Source organism: Streptoverticillium reticulum, assembly GCF_047456005.1.
GTDB classification, from domain to species: domain Bacteria; phylum Actinomycetota; class Actinomycetes; order Streptomycetales; family Streptomycetaceae; genus Streptomyces; species Streptomyces reticulum.
This window is the reverse complement of record NZ_CP179755.1, coordinates 5,225,317-5,241,002: the sequence shown is the minus strand read 5'-3', so window position 1 is coordinate 5,241,002 and position 15,686 is coordinate 5,225,317. Positions and strand designations below refer to the sequence as shown.

Sequence of the window (15,686 nt, the reverse complement as noted above, 5' to 3'; positions counted from 1 at the left end):
CCAGGTCGCCTCTCTCACCGCTGCTGCCGGCCGTCGGTGCGCCGGCGGTACCAGATCAGGCCGCCCGCGATGGCGGCCGTGGTGCCGGCGAGGACCAGCCCGGGGGTGTCGGGCGGCTGCGGGACGGCCACGCGCGCGGTGCCGCCGCCCCCCGCCGGGACGGGTGCGACCGGCGAGGCGAAGTGCCCGCTCGGCAGGGTGTGGGCCTCGTGCGGGCCGAGCCCGTCGTGCACGACGGGGGCGGTGCGCTGCTCGGGGGGCTGCGGGGCGGCCTGGGGTTCGGGCAGGTCACGGCCGTAGGGGACGACGGTCAGCCGGCCCTGGGCGGTCGAGTTGTAGCCGTCGCACATCACCTTCACCGGGTACGTGCCGGCGCGGGCGGTCTGCCGGACGGTCGCCTCGGCGAACAGCCCGGCGGAGTCCTTGGCCAGCCGGGCGTCGGAGACGAAGGCCTCGGAGGTGGCCGTGGCCCGCTCGCTGCGGCAGCCGGAGATGCGCAGCTGCACCTCGGAGCCGGGGCGGGCGGAGACGGGGGTGAGCTCTATCGTTCCCGACATCGTCGCCGGACCGTCGCCGGCGCGGGCCGGTCCGGCGGAGAGGGATCCGGTGCAGACGGCCACCGCAGCAGTGACGGCGCCGCACAGGGCGATGCGGAATGAGTCCATGGTGAACCTCCTGCTCCAGAGGTTCACCCGGCGGGCGAGCGCGGCGCATCCGCTCCGTAGACGTATTGCTCCATTTGGCGATCATCGGGCCCGATCGGCTCAGAATCCCGACCGGAACGGGCCCTGTTCCGCCCGTTGTCGCTCAGATCAGATCGACGAGATCGGCGATCGAGTCGACCACCCGGGACGGACGGAAGGGGTGGTGCTCGACCTCCTCGGGCCGGGTCAGCCCGGTCAGGACGAGGAAGGTCTCCATGCCCGCTTCCAGTCCGGCCAGCACGTCGGTGTCCATCCGGTCGCCGATCATGGCGCTGGACTCCGAGTGGGCCCCGATGGCGTTGAGCCCGGCCCGCATCATCAGCGGGTTGGGCTTGCCGACGAAGTAGGGCTCGCGGCCGGTCGCCTTGGTGATCAGGGCGGCCACCGAACCGGTCGCGGGCAGGGCGCCCTCGGCGGAGGGCCCGGTCTCGTCGGGGTTGGTGGCGATGAACCGGGCACCCGCGTTGATCAGCCGGATCGCCTTGGTCAGCGCCTCGAAGCTGTAGGTGCGGGTCTCGCCGAGGACGACGTAGTCGGGCTCGACGTCGGTGAGGACGTAGCCGATGTCGTGCAGGGCCGTGGTCAGACCGGCCTCGCCGATCACGTAGGCCGTGCCGCCGGGCCGCTGGTCGTCCAGGAACTGGGCCGTGGCCAGGGCGGACGTCCAGATGTTCGGCACGGGCACGTCGAGCCCGATCCGGGCGAGCCGGGCGTGCAGGTCGCGCGGGGTGTAGATCGAGTTGTTGGTCAGGACGAGGAAGGGCCTGCCGGACTCGCGGAGCCGCTTGATGAAGGCGTCGGCCCCGGGGACCGGGATGCCCTCGTGCATCAGCACACCGTCCATGTCGGTGAGCCAGGACTCGATCGGCTTGCGCTCTGCCATGTCGCTCCCGCTGTGGGTACGTGGGGTAACACCTTCACCCTATGTCCTTCGCTGCGGGTGCGTTGTGGCTGGTCGCGCAGTTCCCCGCGCCCCTGCGGGGCGCGGATGACGGGGAGCCTCAGCTGCCCGTGGCCTTCTTCCACTCGTCCACGTACGACGTCAGGTGGGCATTGATGTCCTGCCAGTCCGGGCGGAAGATGTCGACGCCCTTCATGATCTCGCCGAGGGCGATCGCGTTGCGGTCGGCCGGCTTGATGTCCGTGCGGGCCGTGAAGCCGCCGGCCACGGAGGACACCTCGCCCTGGACCTCGTCGGAGAGCAGGTAGTCGAGGAACTTCTTGGCGTTGGCCGTGTGCGGTGCGCTCTTGACCAGTCCGGCGGCGTAGGGCAGGGCGAAGGTGGTGGGCTTTCCGTTGTCCCCGGCGGGGAAGAAGATGCCCTGGTCCGCCATGAACTTGGTGTTGGCGTAGTTCATCTGCACGTCGCCGTTGGCGACGAGGAGTTCGCCCTTGGCGGTCTTGGGGGCGAGCTGGCCGGTGGAGGAGGACGGGCCGACGTTGTTGGCCTGGAGTTTCTTGAAGTAGGCCATGGCCGCGTCCTTGCCGCCGAAGTCGTGCATGGCCTTGATCAGTACGGCCGTTCCGTCGCCCGCGACGCCGGGGGTGGAGTACTGCAGCTTGCCCTTGAACTTGGGGTCCAGGAGGTCGTTCCAGGTCTTGGGCGGGCTGCTGAGCTCCTTGCTGTTGTAGATGAAGCAGAAGTAGTTGTTGACGACCGAGGTCCACTTGCCGGAGGGGTCCTTGTCGGCATCGGCGACCTGGTCGGAGCCTGCGGGCTTGTACTCCTCCAGCAGCCCCTTGCTCGACGCCTGCTGGATGAACGGCGGGAGGGTGACGACCACGTCCGCCTGGGTGTTGGCCCGTTCACGGTTGAGGCGCTGGACCATCTCGCCCGAGCCGCCCTCGACGTACTTGACCTTGATGCCGGTCTTGTCCTCGAAGTCCTTGAAGACCTTGTCGTAGAAGCCGGTGCCGTTCTCGGCCTTGAGGCCGTCGGCGCTGTAGACGGTGATCTCCTTGGCGGAGGCGTCGGCGGAACCGCCGCAGGCAGCGACGGAGGCGCCGAGGGCCAGGACGCCGAGGGCGGCGGTGAGCGGCCGGGAAGAGCGGGACATGGCGAGGTGAACTCCGTTGTCAGTGGTGGGTGGTTATCTGTAGGAGGCGCGGGTGCGGATGCGCGAGACGCCCAGCAGGGCGAGGAGGGTGGTGACCATCAGCACGACGGCGAGCGCGGCTCCGGAGAAGAGCGAGCCCCGGTCGGTGGCGCCGAAGATCTTGACGGGGAGGGGCAGCCAGTCCGGCGGGTAGAGCATCATCGTGGCGCTCAACTCGCCCATGGACAGGGCGAAGCAGAGGCCGGCGGCGGCCGTGAGGGAGGGCAGCAGGAGGGGGAGCTTCACACGCCACAGCACGTAGGCGGGGCGCGCGCCGAGGCTCGCGGCGCTCTGCTCGTACGCCGGGTCCAGGCGGGCGAGCGCTGCCGTCACCGACTGGTGGGCGAAGGCGGTGACGAGCACGGTGTGCGCGACGACCACGATCTCGCGGGTGCCGTTGAGGAGCAGCGGGGGCCGGGAGAAGGCGACGAGCAGCGACAGTCCGACGACGACGGAGGGCACCGCCACTGGGAGCATGAACAGCGCGTCCAGCACCTTGCGCGAGCGCCGGCCGCGCAGGGACTGCGCCGCGAGGGCGGCCCAGGTGCCGAGGGCGAGGGCGAGCAGGCTGGCGGCCACGGCCGTCACCAGGCTGGTGACCAGGGCGTCCGTCGCGTCGCCGTGGACGAGGTCCCGGTAGTGCGCCGTGGTGGCGCCGGAGGGGAGCGCGCCGCTCCAGCTCGTGGCGAAGGAGGCGGCGACGATGACCAGGAAGGGGAGTGCGAAGACGGGGAGGAAGAGGGCGAAGAAGACGGCCCATACCGCCCGGCGGGCGCGGCGGCTATGCACGAGCACGAGGACCTCCTGCGGGGCGCGTTCGGGAGAGCAGCAGCCGGTACAGGCCGTAAAGGCCCACGGAGAGCGCGATGTTGACGATCGCGACCACGCAGGCGGAGGTGTAGTCGCCGTCGAGGATGGCCTTGCTGTAGACGAGCGTGGGCAGGGTCGTCACGCCCTTGGCGCCGGTGAAGAGGACGATGCCGAACTCGTTGAGGCACATCACGAGGACGAGTGAGCCGCCTGCGGCGAGCGAGGGCAGCGCCTCGGGGAGGATCACCTGCCGCACGATCCGCGGCGCCTTCGCGCCGAGGGAGGCGGCGGCTTCGAGCTGCGCCGTCTCGACCTGGGAGAAGGCGGCGAGGAGGGGGCGCATGACGAACGGGGTGAAGTAGGTGACCTCGGCGAGGAGCACGCCCCAGGAGGTGTGCAGGAAGTCGAACGGCCCGGTGCCGCCGACGGTGTCGGCCCAGAGGCCGTTGGCCATGCCGACGGTGCCGTAGATGAAGAGGAGGGCGAGGGTGATGAGGAAGGAGGGGAAGGAGAGGAAGACGTCGATGAACCGGCTGAGGGCCTTGCCGCCGGGAAAGGGGACGAAGGCGATCACGATCGCCAGCACGAAACCGAGGATCACGGCGCCGGCCGTGGATCCGACGGCGATCAGCACCGTGGTGCCGAGGGCTTGTCGGAAGGCCGCCTGTCCGAAGACGTCGCCGTACGCGGCGAGGGAGGGGCTGCCGCCGGAGCCGTCCGGCGAGACGGACTGCCAGGCGACGAGGGCGAGGGGGTAGAGGAAGACGAGGCCGAGCACGGCGAGGGGCGGGAGCGCGAGCGCCCATGCGGGCAGGGCCCGTGACCTTCCGTCGCGGCGGGAGCATTCTTCGGCGCCCGGCACCGCAGGGGTCCCCGCCCGGGGCCCGTTCGGCAGTGCAGGGTCGTAGGGACCGCCCCCGTCCCCACCCTCCGCCGCAACGGCGAGACGACGCACGGCGGAGTCCGGCGGTGCCGAACCGACCCGGGCCGCGCCCGTGTTCGGGTCAGCCATGACTCGTTCCCCCGCTCACGCCGACCGCCCCTGCTGGAAGCAGCACCGCGTCCTCGCTCGCGAAATGGACGGTGACCTCATCGCCGAGCACCGGGGTCTCCCGGAGTTCGCGGACTTCCGCGGTCACACGATGGCCGTCCACCTCGACGGCCACCCGGTGCGTGGCACCCCGCCACTGGACCTCCGCGACCCGGCCCCGCAGGGCGTTCGGGCCGGGGCCCAGGCCCACCAGGTGCGGGCGGACGCACAGGGTGGCCGACGCGCCGCGCGCCGCGCCGTCCGTCGGGACGGACACGTCCGTCCCCGCGAGGCCGACGCGGCCGTCCCCGGTGACGGTCACCGGCAGCAGGTTCGCGTTGCCGACGAACGACGCCGTGAACTCGGTGCGCGGGCGCCGGTACAGCTCCTGCGGCGTGCCGCAGTCCCGCAGCCGGGCGCGGTCCATGACCGCGATCCGGTCGGCGAGGGTGAGCGCCTCGACCTGGTCGTGGGTGACGTACAGCATCGTGACGTCCGGCAACTCGCGGTGCAGCCGGGACAGTTCCGCCAGCATTCCGGAGCGCAGCTGAGCGTCCAGCGCGGACAGCGGCTCGTCCAGGAGCAGCACCCCGGGCCGGATGGCCAGCGCCCGCGCGATGGCCACGCGCTGCTGCTGTCCGCCGGACAGCTCGCGCGGGTACCGCTCGGCGTACGCGGCCATGCCCGTCATCTCCAGCGCCTCCGCGACCCGTCCGGCGATCGTGTCGCGCGGCGCCTTCTGCGCCCGGAGGCCGAAGGCGACGTTGGCGTCGACCCGCATGTGCGGGAAGAGCGCGTACTGCTGGACGACCATGCCGACGCCGCGGCGGTACGGGGCGAGGTCGGTGACGTCCCGGTCGCCGATGAACACCCGCCCGGCGGCGGGCCGTACGAACCCGGCGACGGAGCGCAGCGCCGTCGTCTTGCCGGATCCGGACGGCCCGAGCAGGGCCATGACCTCGCCGGGTTCGACGGTGAGGGAGAGGCGGTCGAGGACGGTGTTGTCGCCGTAGGCGACGGTGACGTCCTCGAACCGTATGCCTGTGCCGCTGCGCGGGCTTCCGGCGGCCGCAGTACCGGCGCTCAGGTCGTCGGACGCCGGTGACGGCGCCCGCCCGTCCGCCCGTATCACGACCCCGCCCCCGTGGCACGGAGCTCGTACTCCGCGATGGCGTCCGGCAGTTCGGCCACCGAGCCCAGGACGTGCGTGGCCCCGGCCGCCCGCAGGGCGCCCTCCTCGTGGGCGCCGGTCAGCACGCCGGCGACCACGCCCGCGCCCGCCCGGCTCCCGGTGAGCATGTCGTACGAGGTGTCCCCCGCCACCGCGATCTGCGCCACCGCGTCCGCGGCCTGCGTGCGCAGCAGGGCGGCGAGCACCATGTCCGGGTACGGGCGGCCGCGGCCGCCCACGTCGCCCGGGCAGAGGGTGAGGTCGACGAGGCCGTCGCCCCAGCCGAGCGCGGCGAGGATCGCGTCCTGGGTGACCCGGGCGAAGCCGGTGGTCAGCACGACGCCGCGGCCCTCGGCACGCAGCCGCTCGATCGCCTCGCGGGCGCCCGGGACCGGCGCGCAGTGCCCGGCCCCGACCAGCTGCCCGTAGGCCTCCTCGAAGGCCGCGTTGGCCTGCTGCGCCTTCGCCTCCTCGCCGAAGAGGTGACGGAAGACGGAGATCTTGGACTCGCCCATCGTGGCGCGGACGTAGGCCAGTTTCTCCGCGTGGTCCGCGGTGCCCGGCTCCACGCCGAGTCGCCGGGCCGCGGCGTCGAAGGCCTGCTCGACGAGGCCGTCGTCGGCGACGGTCGTGCCGGCCATGTCGAGCACGACCAGGGAGATACGGTTCTGCTCCTGCTTCAACACCCTCACCAGCCCAGTTCGTTCGCGGTCGTCTCGGCGATCGCCGGGGAGCAGGTCATGCCGCGCCCGCCGGGTCCGGTCACCAGCCACACGCCCTCGCGCACCTGCTCGCGGTGCACGACGCGCCCGGCCTCCAGGCACTGCGCGTACACCCCGGCCCAGCGGCGCCGGATCGCCGGCAGCGGGCGGCCGAGGAGGGACTCGGCGACGTCGGTGAGGTGCCGGTAGGGCGCCTCGTCGACGTCGAAGGCGAACGGGGTCTCGTACTCGTGCGTGTCGCCGATGGTCAGCCCGCCGTCCGCGCGCTGGACCATCAGCAGCTGCATCTTGTGCTCGGCGGCCACCGGCGGCTGGGCCTGCGCGGCAGCCATCGCGTCGAGGGCGGCGCCGCCGTAGGCCGGGTAGTAGCGGAAGCTGTCGGCGTCGGCGACGGAGGAGCCGAGGCGCTCGCCGAGGGGATCGGTCTGCATCATCTGCAACCGCACACGGCGGACGGGGAGTTCGGGGGCGAGCTCCTTGACGAGCCCGCCGAGCCAGGCGCCCGTGCACAGCACCACGGCGTCGCCGCGGTGGACGTCGCCGTGGTCGTCTCGGACGGCGCGCTCGCCGACGACCTCGCGGACCTCGCGTCCACCGAGGAAGGTGTAGCGGCCGGACTTCAGCAGTTCGGCCTTCAGGACGCGCTGGGCGGTGCGCGGTTCGACGGCGCCGTCGCGGCCGCACCGCAGGGCGCCGAGGAACGTGCCGCGCAGGGCGGGTTCGAGGGCGCGGACCTCGGCGGGGCCGAGGAGTTCGAAGCCGCGCCGGTCCGCCTCGGGGCCCTCCGCGGCGGCCCGGGCGACGGCCAGCTCGGCCTCGTTGGTGACGAGGGTCAGCGAACCGTTGCCCCGGAAGCCGAGGCCGGGGACGGCGGTCCCGATCTCCTCCCACAGCTCCCGGGCGCGCAGGGCGGTGTCCAGCTCCGCGCCGGCGGCCCGGCCGCCGACCCAGACCAGGCCGAAGTTGCGGACGGAGGCCCCGCGGGCCTCGGCCTCGCGCTCCAAGTGGACGACCTCGTGGCCGCGTTGCACTGCATGCCAGGCGTGCATGGTTCCCACCACGCCGGCTCCGACGACTATGACTCGCATGCCGTGAACGGTCGTCGGAGTCGGTGACTCCGTTCTGTCCGGGCGGCAACATGGGGGTGAACGGAGCGTCAAAGTTGGCCTAGACCCGTTACCGTTTCGTTATCTGCAGGTACGACGTGGCTGACCGCGCGGTTCCCCGCGCCCCTTACGGGGCGCTCACGCCCCCAGATGCGTCGTGAACGAGAACCGGTCCCCCCGGTACAGCGACCGCACCCGTTCCATCGGGCGGCCGTCGGTGTCCCGCGACAGCCGGTGGATCAGCAGCATGGGCAGCGCGGGCGGCGTGCCGATGAGGAGGGCCTCGCGCGGGGTGGCCAGCACGGTCTCCAGCTTCTCGTCCGCGTCGCCGAAGCGGATGCCGAGCTGCTCGCGCAGGTAGCCGTAGAAGGACGAGTCGGGCGAGAAGTCCGTGTCGAGCCGGGGCACCCGCTCGACCGCGATGTAGGTGCTCTCCAGCCCCACGCGCTCGTCGTCGGCGAGCAGGACGCGCTCCATGTGCCAGACGGGATCGCCCTGTTGCACCCCGAGGTCCGCGGCGAGGGCGGCCGGGCTCGGCAAGCGCTCCAGCCCCACCAGGGTGCGGCCCGGGCGGCGGCCCTGACGGCGGACACCCTCGGTGTAGCTGGCGAGGGCGAGGGGCTGTTCGAGTTTGGGCCCCGCCACCACCGTGCCGCGGCCCGCACGGCGCAGGCGGCCCTCCAGCAGGAGCTCGCGCAGGGCCTGGCGCAGGGTCTCGCGGGACACCTCGAAGCGGGCGGCGAGCTCGCGCTCGGTGGGCAGGAGGCCGCCTTCGCCCAATTCGTCGAGCAGGGCGGCCACTTGCGTCTTGACGGCGTAGTACTTGGGGACCCGGCCGTGCTCGGGAATACCGGCCCGGACAGGGGCCCCGGGAGAGTGCGCACTGTTCACGGCGCCGATCTTTGCACGGGGGCAGCGCCCGGTAGGGGTGCGGGGAACTGCGCGATCGGCCCTCACCGGCCCGCAGCCGACGCACCACCCCAGAGGTCCGGGGCGCAGCCCCGAGAACCTCGACTGCAGGCACGTCGTGGCTGGTCGCGCAGTTCCCCGCGCCCCTTACGGGGCGCCCCGGCGCCGCACACCCAGCATCAGCGCCGCCCCAGCGGCAAACGCACTACCCGCACCGGCCGCGATCCCCCGCAGAGGATCGCCCCCGGTATCGGCCAGCCCATCCGCCCCCGCATCCCCGCCCCCCACCGCGAACGCGTAATCCCCGGACTGCCCCACCCACGCCCCGTCCGCCCCGCGCCGCTGCACCGCGGTGACATTGGCCGTGACCGTCCCCTCCGGGGCGTCCCCCGTGAACCCCAGCCGCATCCGCACGGTGACCGCCTGCCGGGCGGGTACGGCGAAGCCGGGGAAATCGGGCTCCTGCCCGTCCAGCACGCCCACGTTCTCGGCCTCCTCCGTGCGCTCGAACTGCACCGGCCGCCACCGCGCGCCGCCGGGGTCGTAGAAGTCGAGCCGGATGTGGCCGGGCTGCAGCGCCCGTCCCTTGTCGGACAGCACCGCCACGGGGTGGACGGCACGGCACTCCCCGTCGGTCGTGTTGCGCAGCTCCAGTTCCCAGGTCTGCTGGGCGCCCCCGCGCTCGTACGCGTCCGGGCCGCCGCTCAGGCGCGAGGTGATGGGGAAGTCCTTGCCGGCGGGGTCGCCGCAGTGCGGCTGGGGGCTGAGTGGAATCGCGTCCCGAAAGGGGCGCGGGGCGGATACATATGCGGCTCCGCCACGTGGGCGCGACCAGCCAGAGACGGCCCGCAGCCGCAGAGCCACACTCCCGGCGGAGCGCTCGGCGGCGGCCGGCTCCTGGGGCACCACCGGCCCGAGGGCCAGGGCCAGGACAAATGCGGCGGCGCCGAGGGCGCGGGGCAGAGGCATGTTCCGGGACCTTCGCGGTGAGGGATCGCGTGGACACCGGGTAACTCCCACCGGGCAGGCCGCGGTACGGGCGCGTACGGCCGACCGGCCGTCAGACGCCACCCGTTGTGCGGAAGAGCGGGGCGAGCGCGAGCTCGGCCGCCCCGTCGACCACGGTGCGCCCGCCCCCCGGGGCGACGGCGACCGGGACCGCACCCCCGGCCGCGCCCGCAAGGGCGTCCCGCACCCCGGCCGTGTACGCCTCCGGGTCCGCGAGCACGGTGCGGCCGCCGAGCAGGACGAGGTCGATGTCCAGCAGGCGCACGAGGTTGGCGGCGCCGACGCCGAGCAGGCGGGCGGCGCGGGTGGTGTCGCCCGCGGCGACGGCGGCCAGGCACAGGGCCTCGATGCAGCCGCGGCTGCCGCAGGGGCACGGCGGCCCGTCGAGCTGGAGCACCTGGTGCCCGAACTCCCCCGCGCCCGTGCGCGCGCCGCGGTGCACGCCGCGGCCGAGGACGAGCCCGGCGCCGAGGCCGGTGCCGAGGTGGAGGTAGGCGAAGGAGTCGGCGGCACGGGTGCGGGCGAGGCCGAGGGCGGCGGCGTTGGTGTCCTTGTCGAGGACGACGGGGACGCCGAGGCCGAGCCGCTCGGCGAGCGCGTCGCGCAGCGGGAAGCCGTCCCACTGGGGGTGCCCGGTGACGCGGTGCAGGATGCCGCCCGGGTGGTCGAGGGGGCCGGGGGCGGCGACCCCGACGCCGAGGAGCGTGGCGGGGGCAGTCTCCGCCAGCAGGGCCGCGACCTCGCCCTGCACGGTGGCGAGCACGGCCTCCGCGCCCGCGCCGAAGGCGAGCGGGGCGGTGCGGACGGCGACGGGCGTGCCGGTGAGGTCGGCGAGGGTCACGTGCATCTCGTCGCGGTCGAGGTGCAGGCCGACGGCGTGGGCGGCGCCCGGTACCAGGCGGATGGCGGTCGCGGGCTTGCCGCCCGTGGAGGCCCGGCGGCCCGCCTCGGCGGCCAGCCCGCCGTCCCGCAGCCGCGCGGTGATCTTGCTGACGGCCTGCGGGGTCAGCCCCGTGCGCCCGGCCAGCTCCGCGCGGCTGGCACCGCGCTCGCCCGCCTCGCGCAGGAGACCGAGGACGAGGGCGGTGTTGTGATCGCGGAGCGCGGCGAGGTTGGCGCCGACGGGGGTGGTGATCCTGTGCACACCACCATTGTGATCGCCCCGCTTGCACTTCTGCAACAGCGTTGCCAAAGTGGAGGGCATGGTCACCCCGAACCCGTACCGCGTCGGCCTCATCGGCTACGGCCTCGCAGGCTCCGTCTTCCACGCCCCGCTGATCGCGGCCACCGGGGGACTCGTCCTCGGCACGGTCGTCACGGCCAACGAGGAGCGCCAGGCACAGGCCCGCGCCGAGCACCCCCAGGTGCGCACCGTCGCGACGGCCGACGAGCTGTTCGCGCGGGCCGGCGAGCTCGACCTCGTCGTCATCGCCTCCCCCAACCGCACGCACGTCCCGCTCGCGCACACCGCGCTGGAGGCCGGCCTGCCCGTCGTCGTCGACAAGCCGCTCGCCGCCACCGCCGCCGAGGCGGAGGCGCTCGCCGAACTGGCCGACCGGCGCGGGCTGCTGCTCAGCCCGTTCCAGAACCGCCGCTGGGACAACGACTTCCGCACCGTCGCCGGCCTCCTCGCCGACGGCGCACTCGGCAGCGTGCAGCGCTTCGAGTCCCGCTTCGAGCGCTGGCGCCCGCGGCCCAAGGGCGGCTGGCGCGAGTCCGGCGACCCCGCCGAGATCGGCGGCATCCTCTACGACCTGGGCAGCCACCTCGTCGACCAGGCACTCGCCCTCTTCGGCCCGGCCGCGGCCGTCTACGCCGAGACGGACGTCCGGCGGCCGGGCGCCGAGGCGGACGACGACACCTTCATCGCCCTGACGCACCGCAACGGCGTCCGCTCCCACCTGTGGATGAGCGCCACCACGGCCCAACTCGGGCCGCGGTTCCGGGTGCTGGGCAGCGCGGCGGGCTACGTGAAGTACGGGCTCGACCCCCAGGAGGCGGCCCTGCGCGAGGGCCTGCGGCCGGGCCCCGGCTGGGGCCGGGAGGCCGAGACCTCGTGGGGCCGCCTCGGCGCGGGCGAATCGCCGCTGACGGGCGGCGGCGAACCGGTGCCCACGCTGCCGGGCGACTACCCCGCCTACTACGCGGCCATCGAGAACGCCCTGCGCACCGGCGCCGAACCGCCCGTCACGGCACGGGAGGCGGCGGCCGCGCTGCGGGTGCTGGAGGCCGCACGGAAGTCGGCGGCAGACGGCTGCACGGTGACATTCGAGGACGGTACGAAGTGAGCGTCGCAGTGGGTGAATTGATCGCACGCCTGGAGGAGGACGAGGCCCGCCTGGTCCTCGACCGCTTCGACAACGACGACGCGTGGCGGCTCGGCCTGGCCCTGACGGAACTCGCGCAGGAGCAGGGCGCGGCGGTCACGATCGGCATCCGCCGGGTCAACCAGCGCCTGTTCCACCGAGCCCTGCCCGGCACGACGGCCGACAACGACCACTGGATCGACCGCAAGTGCCGCGTGGTGCTGCACTACGAGGAGTCCTCGCTCCTCGTCGGCGCCCGCTTCCGCGCCAAGGGCCGCACCTTCGAGACGGCCTCGCGCCTCGACCCCCGCCGCTACGCCGCACACGGCGGGGCGTTCCCGCTGCGGCTGGGCGGTACGGGGGTGATCGGCGCCGTTGCCGTGTCCGGCCTGGCGCAGGAGGCGGACCACGCGCTGGTGGTGGAGGGGCTGGAGCGGTTCTTGGGGCTCTAGGACCTGTCCGGACGGGCCGGGCCGATCTTGACGATCGGCCCGGCCCGGGTGCATGATGCGGCCTTCAGTACGTGAACAACCAAGGAGGTGAGACCCATTACCGCAGCAGCAGGCGGGATGCTCTCACCCCACCACCGCACGGTTCCCTTGGCATAGGTGGACCGGGAGAGCGTCCTTCGGTTTCCCGAAAGGCTTCACCTCTCCCATGTCGGTTTCCCTTGTCACCACTTCGCTTGTCACCACTCTCCGCGCCGCCGGCTGTGTCTTCGCCGAGGACGAGGCGCGCCTCCTTCTCGACACCGCACGCACGCCCGGCGAACTCGACACGATGGTCGAGCAGCGCGTCACCGGGCTCCCCCTGGAACACGTCCTCGGCTGGGCCGAGTTCCGTGGCCTGCGCATAGCCGTCGACACCGGCGTCTTCGTCCCCCGCCGCCGCACCGAATTCCTCGCGGAGCAGGCGGCAGCACTGACGCGGCCGGGTTCCGTCGTCCTCGACCTGTGCTGCGGTACGGGCGCGGTCGGGGCGACGCTGGGCGGCGTCGAACTGCACGCGGCCGACATCGACCCGGCGGCGGTGCGGTGCGCACGGCGGAACGTTGCTGCGGTGGGCGGCCGGGTCTACGAGGGCGACCTGTACGAGCCCCTGCCGGCCGCCCTGCGCGGGCGGGTCGACGTGCTGGTCGCCAACGCACCGTACGTACCGACGGAGGCGATCGGGCTACTTCCGCCCGAGGCGCGGGAGTACGAGGCGCTGGTGGCCCTGGACGGCGGTACGGACGGACTGAGCGTGCAGCGGCGAGTAGCCGCCGGGGCATTGGACTGGCTCGCGCCGGGCGGTCACCTGCTCATCGAGACGAGCGAGCGACAGGCTGAGCAGACGGTCGACGTCTTCGTGCGGAACGGGCTGACGGCGCAAGTAGTCAACTGTGACGAGCTGGACGCGACGGTCGTCGTGGGGCGCGTCTGACGGACCAGGGGGCCAGGGGGGTGCTCCGGGCGGCCGGAGCACCCGCTTCGCCCCTCACACGCGCTCCAGCACCACCACCGGGATCTCCCGGTCCGTCTTGCGCTGGTAGTCGTCGTACGCGGGCCAGGTGGCGACCATCGTCCGCCACATGTCCGGCTTCTCGTCGGCGTTCGCCGTACGCGCGCGTGCCGTGAAACGGTCGCCCTTCACCTGGACCTGCACCTCGGGGTTCGCCTGCAGGTTGAGGTACCAGGCGGGCGGTGTGGCGGAGCCGCCATTGGAGGCCACGAGGAGCAGCGCGTCGCCGTACGGCTGGTAGATCAGCGGATTGTTGCGCTGCGCCCCGCTCTTGCGGCCGGTCGTGGTGAGGATCAGCACCGTGGAACCCTGCCAGTCGTGGCCTTCGGCCCCGTCGGTCTCGACATATCGCCTGACGTGCTCGTCGCCGAACAGCATGAGCCTGCTCCTTCGATTTCGATCAGCGGGTCCGTTCTCATGGAACACACCGCACCCGCCGTTCGTTCCCGCTCACATGGTGAGCCTCCTGACGGGTCCGTTCCTCACGCTCCTCATCGTGATACCGCTGTTCCTGCTGGCCGCCCTGCGGAAGGCCTTCCGGCCACGCAAGGGTTTCGGCACCCGAGGTGTCGGTGCAACAGCCACCGAGGAGTTGCACGCCCTGCTCTACCCCAGCAAGCGGGTGCAGCTGGAACAGCGCCGGGTCATGCTCGTCCTGCGCGACGACGAGCTCGACGGCGCCCCCAAGAAGACCGGCATCGACCTGGACGGCGGGACGGCCCGGATCACGTGAACGCCTTCGAGAAACCCCAATGGCTCACCCGGTAGTGCCCCTTGGCGATGATGAGCGCCGCCGCCTTGTCCCGCTCCACGAGCAGCTGCCGACGTGTCCGCAACGGCTGCGGCAGCCCTTCGGGGCGCAGGGCCCCGTAATCCGTGAAACGGCGCGCCCCGCAACGGGTGCACTGCGACAGGCCGTTGGCATGCTGCCAGGCCGCGTTGTGCTGACAGTTGACCATTAGTTCCTCCCTTCCGCAGAGTGTGCCACGATCCAGTGCCCGTATGCGGCGGCACTCGCCTTTCCGGCTTCTTCGGTACCGGTTGCCGTACGCCTTGCGCTTTCCAGTGCCGCGCATTCCTCGCACCCGGTGCGGTACGGGCGCAGCCCGGCTGCGGCACGTTCGTCGCGGGTCGCCAACCGGAGGGCGGAGAGCGGGACTTCCCACGTCAGACCCCCTCCGGGGCGCTGGACCTGTACGCGGTCCCCGGTGACCCCGACGACTTGCGCGATGCGATTTTCTCGGGCATCTACCACGAACGCCCCGTTTCTGTACGCCATTCACTGACACCTTCCGCCCTGCGGGTGTGCGCGACGGTTCCACGATGCACGGGTGCGGACGGTATTTCAAACTTCAAATTGCAGAGCTGCAAATTGCAGAGCTGCCTTTTGCGGGTGGCCACTCACTGCAGAGATTCGGCATGATTTGCCGACACGGCCACAAGGGGGAGGTCAGCGTGGGTCAGCAGGCACACCGCACGGCCCGGCGCCGCCGGCTGGGTGCTGCCCTCAGGCAGCTCCGGGAGGCGGCGGGGGTCACCGCTGTGGGGGCGGCGGGGGCCATCCACGGCGGCGTCAGCAAGATCAGTCGCATCGAGACCGGTAGGCACTGCATCACACGACTAGAGCTGGACACGCTGCTGGGCCTCTACGGAGTCGAGGAAGAGAGGATCCGCGGGTGGCTGATCGCACTTGCGTCCGAGGGACGGAAGAAGACCTGGTGGCGCAAGCACAGCGAAATCCTTGGGGAGGGGTTCAAGGAAGGTCTGGCCCTTGAGTCGGAAGCAGCGCGGATCGCGGCGTACCAGACGCAGGTCGTCCCTGGGCTTCTGCAAACGCGCCCGTACGCAACAGCCGTCATGTCGGGAGCCCTCATGCCCTTGGCCGACGAGGAGTTGGAGTTCCACGTCGACTTCCGCATGGCCCGGCAGGATCTCCTCCAGCGGGATATGCACCCGCAGTACCTGTGCATCATGACGGAGGGAGTCATCCGCCAACAGGTGGGCGGTCCCAAGGTCATGGCAGCACAGCTTCGGCACCTGGTGGCCAGCAGCCGACCTCCCGACCTGACAATTCAGGTCGTCCCGTTCTCCCAAAGTGCGTTCACCTGCACCGGCGGCGCGTTCACGCTCTACTCGTACCCGGACCCGCTGGACTTCGACGTCGCGCGTATCTCGCACCTCGACGGCGAGCTGTTCCTGGAGGAGGATGAGGTCACGGCCAGGTACCAGAGGGTGCTCGATGCCCTCCGGGCTTCAGCGCTGCCGGTGGAGCAATCCATCAAGCTGATGGCGTCGGTCGCTCACGAACTTGAGCAGCAGTGAGG

General features: G+C 72.3%; 18 protein-coding genes. 5 read left to right on the top strand and 13 right to left on the bottom strand.

The features are described from left to right. Positions 1–14: 14 nt before the first annotated feature. From ACMATS_RS23965 to ACMATS_RS23915, 11 genes are all read right to left on the bottom strand, one after another. Positions 15–665, bottom strand: a complete 651-nt coding sequence (locus ACMATS_RS23965; protein ID WP_390781021.1) for a hypothetical protein — start codon at positions 663–665, stop codon at positions 15–17. A gap of 142 nt (positions 666–807) precedes the next feature. Further along, complete coding sequence (locus ACMATS_RS23960; RefSeq protein WP_390781020.1) at positions 808–1,587, bottom strand: HAD-IIA family hydrolase; 780 nt, start codon at positions 1,585–1,587, stop codon at positions 808–810. A 118-nt stretch (positions 1,588–1,705) separates the two neighbouring features. Continuing rightward, entirely contained in the window at positions 1,706–2,761 is a 1,056-nt protein-coding gene (locus tag ACMATS_RS23955) for a 2-aminoethylphosphonate ABC transporter substrate-binding protein (RefSeq protein WP_414168997.1), read from the bottom strand. Positions 2,762–2,794: 33 nt separating this feature from the next. Next, complete coding sequence (locus ACMATS_RS23950; RefSeq protein WP_390781018.1) at positions 2,795–3,595, bottom strand: ABC transporter permease; 801 nt, start codon at positions 3,593–3,595, stop codon at positions 2,795–2,797. Then, a complete protein-coding gene (locus ACMATS_RS23945; RefSeq protein WP_414168996.1) occupies positions 3,582–4,622 on the bottom strand; it encodes a 2-aminoethylphosphonate ABC transporter permease subunit in 1,041 nt (346 codons plus the stop codon). The genes ACMATS_RS23950 and ACMATS_RS23945 overlap by 14 nt, the downstream gene beginning before the upstream one ends. Beyond that, positions 4,615–5,727: an ABC transporter ATP-binding protein gene (locus ACMATS_RS23940; protein ID WP_414170779.1), complete on the bottom strand. Its 1,113-nt coding sequence runs from the start codon at positions 5,725–5,727 to the stop codon at positions 4,615–4,617. Before ACMATS_RS23940 ends, ACMATS_RS23945 begins: the two co-directional genes overlap by 8 nt. A 41-nt stretch (positions 5,728–5,768) precedes the next feature. Next, positions 5,769–6,497 carry a phosphonatase-like hydrolase gene (locus ACMATS_RS23935; protein WP_414168995.1) on the bottom strand — a complete coding sequence of 243 codons (729 nt, stop codon included), beginning with the start codon at positions 6,495–6,497 and terminating at the stop codon, positions 5,769–5,771. Positions 6,498–6,499: 2 nt separating this feature from the next. After that, positions 6,500–7,621 carry a TIGR03364 family FAD-dependent oxidoreductase gene (locus ACMATS_RS23930; protein WP_391151242.1) on the bottom strand — a complete coding sequence of 374 codons (1,122 nt, stop codon included), beginning with the start codon at positions 7,619–7,621 and terminating at the stop codon, positions 6,500–6,502. Positions 7,622–7,777: 156 nt separating this feature from the next. Next, positions 7,778–8,530, bottom strand: coding sequence for a GntR family transcriptional regulator (locus ACMATS_RS23925; protein ID WP_390781013.1), 753 nt, complete (start codon positions 8,528–8,530; stop codon positions 7,778–7,780). 165 nt (positions 8,531–8,695) lie between these two features. After that, positions 8,696–9,517, bottom strand: coding sequence for a hypothetical protein (locus ACMATS_RS23920; RefSeq protein ID WP_414168993.1), 822 nt, complete (start codon positions 9,515–9,517; stop codon positions 8,696–8,698). Between the two features lie 91 nt (positions 9,518–9,608). Then, a complete protein-coding gene (locus ACMATS_RS23915) occupies positions 9,609–10,700 on the bottom strand; it encodes an ROK family protein (protein WP_414168992.1) in 1,092 nt (363 codons plus the stop codon). Positions 10,701–10,758: 58 nt separating this feature from the next. Here ACMATS_RS23915 and ACMATS_RS23910 point away from each other — a divergent pair, with 58 nt between their 5' ends. The 3 genes from ACMATS_RS23910 (at position 10,759) to ACMATS_RS23900 (ending at position 13,284) form a co-directional block, all read left to right on the top strand. Next, positions 10,759–11,844, top strand: coding sequence for a Gfo/Idh/MocA family oxidoreductase (locus tag ACMATS_RS23910; protein WP_414168991.1), 1,086 nt, complete (start codon positions 10,759–10,761; stop codon positions 11,842–11,844). After that, entirely contained in the window at positions 11,841–12,314 is a 474-nt protein-coding gene (locus ACMATS_RS23905; RefSeq protein ID WP_414168990.1) for a heme-degrading domain-containing protein, read from the top strand. The genes ACMATS_RS23910 and ACMATS_RS23905 overlap by 4 nt, the downstream gene beginning before the upstream one ends. 205 nt (positions 12,315–12,519) lie before the next feature. Further along, positions 12,520–13,284: a putative protein N(5)-glutamine methyltransferase gene (locus ACMATS_RS23900; protein ID WP_414168989.1), complete on the top strand. Its 765-nt coding sequence runs from the start codon at positions 12,520–12,522 to the stop codon at positions 13,282–13,284. Positions 13,285–13,338: 54 nt separating this feature from the next. On the opposite strand, the gene ACMATS_RS23895 is transcribed toward ACMATS_RS23900, so the two are convergent. Then, positions 13,339–13,740, bottom strand: a complete 402-nt coding sequence (locus ACMATS_RS23895; protein WP_414168988.1) for a nitroreductase family deazaflavin-dependent oxidoreductase — start codon at positions 13,738–13,740, stop codon at positions 13,339–13,341. A 79-nt stretch (positions 13,741–13,819) separates the two neighbouring features. Here ACMATS_RS23895 and ACMATS_RS23890 point away from each other — a divergent pair, with 79 nt between their 5' ends. Then, a complete protein-coding gene (locus ACMATS_RS23890; protein ID WP_414168987.1) occupies positions 13,820–14,095 on the top strand; it encodes a DUF6191 domain-containing protein in 276 nt (91 codons plus the stop codon). Here ACMATS_RS23890 and ACMATS_RS23885 read toward each other — a convergent pair. Beyond that, positions 14,088–14,321, bottom strand: a complete 234-nt coding sequence (locus tag ACMATS_RS23885) for a DUF6255 family natural product biosynthesis protein (protein ID WP_390782241.1) — start codon at positions 14,319–14,321, stop codon at positions 14,088–14,090. The two genes, ACMATS_RS23890 and ACMATS_RS23885, sit on opposite strands and share 8 nt — an antisense overlap. Before the next feature lie 496 nt (positions 14,322–14,817). On the opposite strand from ACMATS_RS23885, the gene ACMATS_RS23880 reads away from it, so the two are divergent. Next, the gene (locus ACMATS_RS23880) at positions 14,818–15,684 is read left to right on the top strand and encodes a DUF5753 domain-containing protein (protein ID WP_414168986.1); all 867 of its coding nucleotides are present in this window, start codon (positions 14,818–14,820) and stop codon (positions 15,682–15,684) included. Positions 15,685–15,686 lie beyond the last annotated feature (2 nt).

Bases quoted from the DNA above. Each gene is read 5' to 3' on its own strand.
- ACMATS_RS23955 (WP_414168997.1), bottom strand. From the start codon at position 2,761: ATGTCCCGCTCTTCCCGGCCGCTCACCGCCGCCCTCGGCGTCCTGGCC.
- ACMATS_RS23900 (WP_414168989.1), top strand. From the start codon at position 12,520: ATGTCGGTTTCCCTTGTCACCACTTCGCTTGTCACCACTCTCCGCGCC.
- ACMATS_RS23885 (WP_390782241.1), bottom strand. From the start codon at position 14,321: ATGGTCAACTGTCAGCACAACGCGGCCTGGCAGCATGCCAACGGCCTG.
- ACMATS_RS23960 (WP_390781020.1), bottom strand. From the start codon at position 1,587: ATGGCAGAGCGCAAGCCGATCGAGTCCTGGCTCACCGACATGGACGGT.
- ACMATS_RS23965 (WP_390781021.1), bottom strand. From the start codon at position 665: ATGGACTCATTCCGCATCGCCCTGTGCGGCGCCGTCACTGCTGCGGTG.
- ACMATS_RS23910 (WP_414168991.1), top strand. From the start codon at position 10,759: ATGGTCACCCCGAACCCGTACCGCGTCGGCCTCATCGGCTACGGCCTC.
- ACMATS_RS23895 (WP_414168988.1), bottom strand. From the start codon at position 13,740: ATGCTGTTCGGCGACGAGCACGTCAGGCGATATGTCGAGACCGACGGG.
- ACMATS_RS23945 (WP_414168996.1), bottom strand. From the start codon at position 4,622: ATGGCTGACCCGAACACGGGCGCGGCCCGGGTCGGTTCGGCACCGCCG.
- ACMATS_RS23930 (WP_391151242.1), bottom strand. From the start codon at position 7,621: ATGCGAGTCATAGTCGTCGGAGCCGGCGTGGTGGGAACCATGCACGCC.
- ACMATS_RS23920 (WP_414168993.1), bottom strand. From the start codon at position 9,517: ATGCCTCTGCCCCGCGCCCTCGGCGCCGCCGCATTTGTCCTGGCCCTG.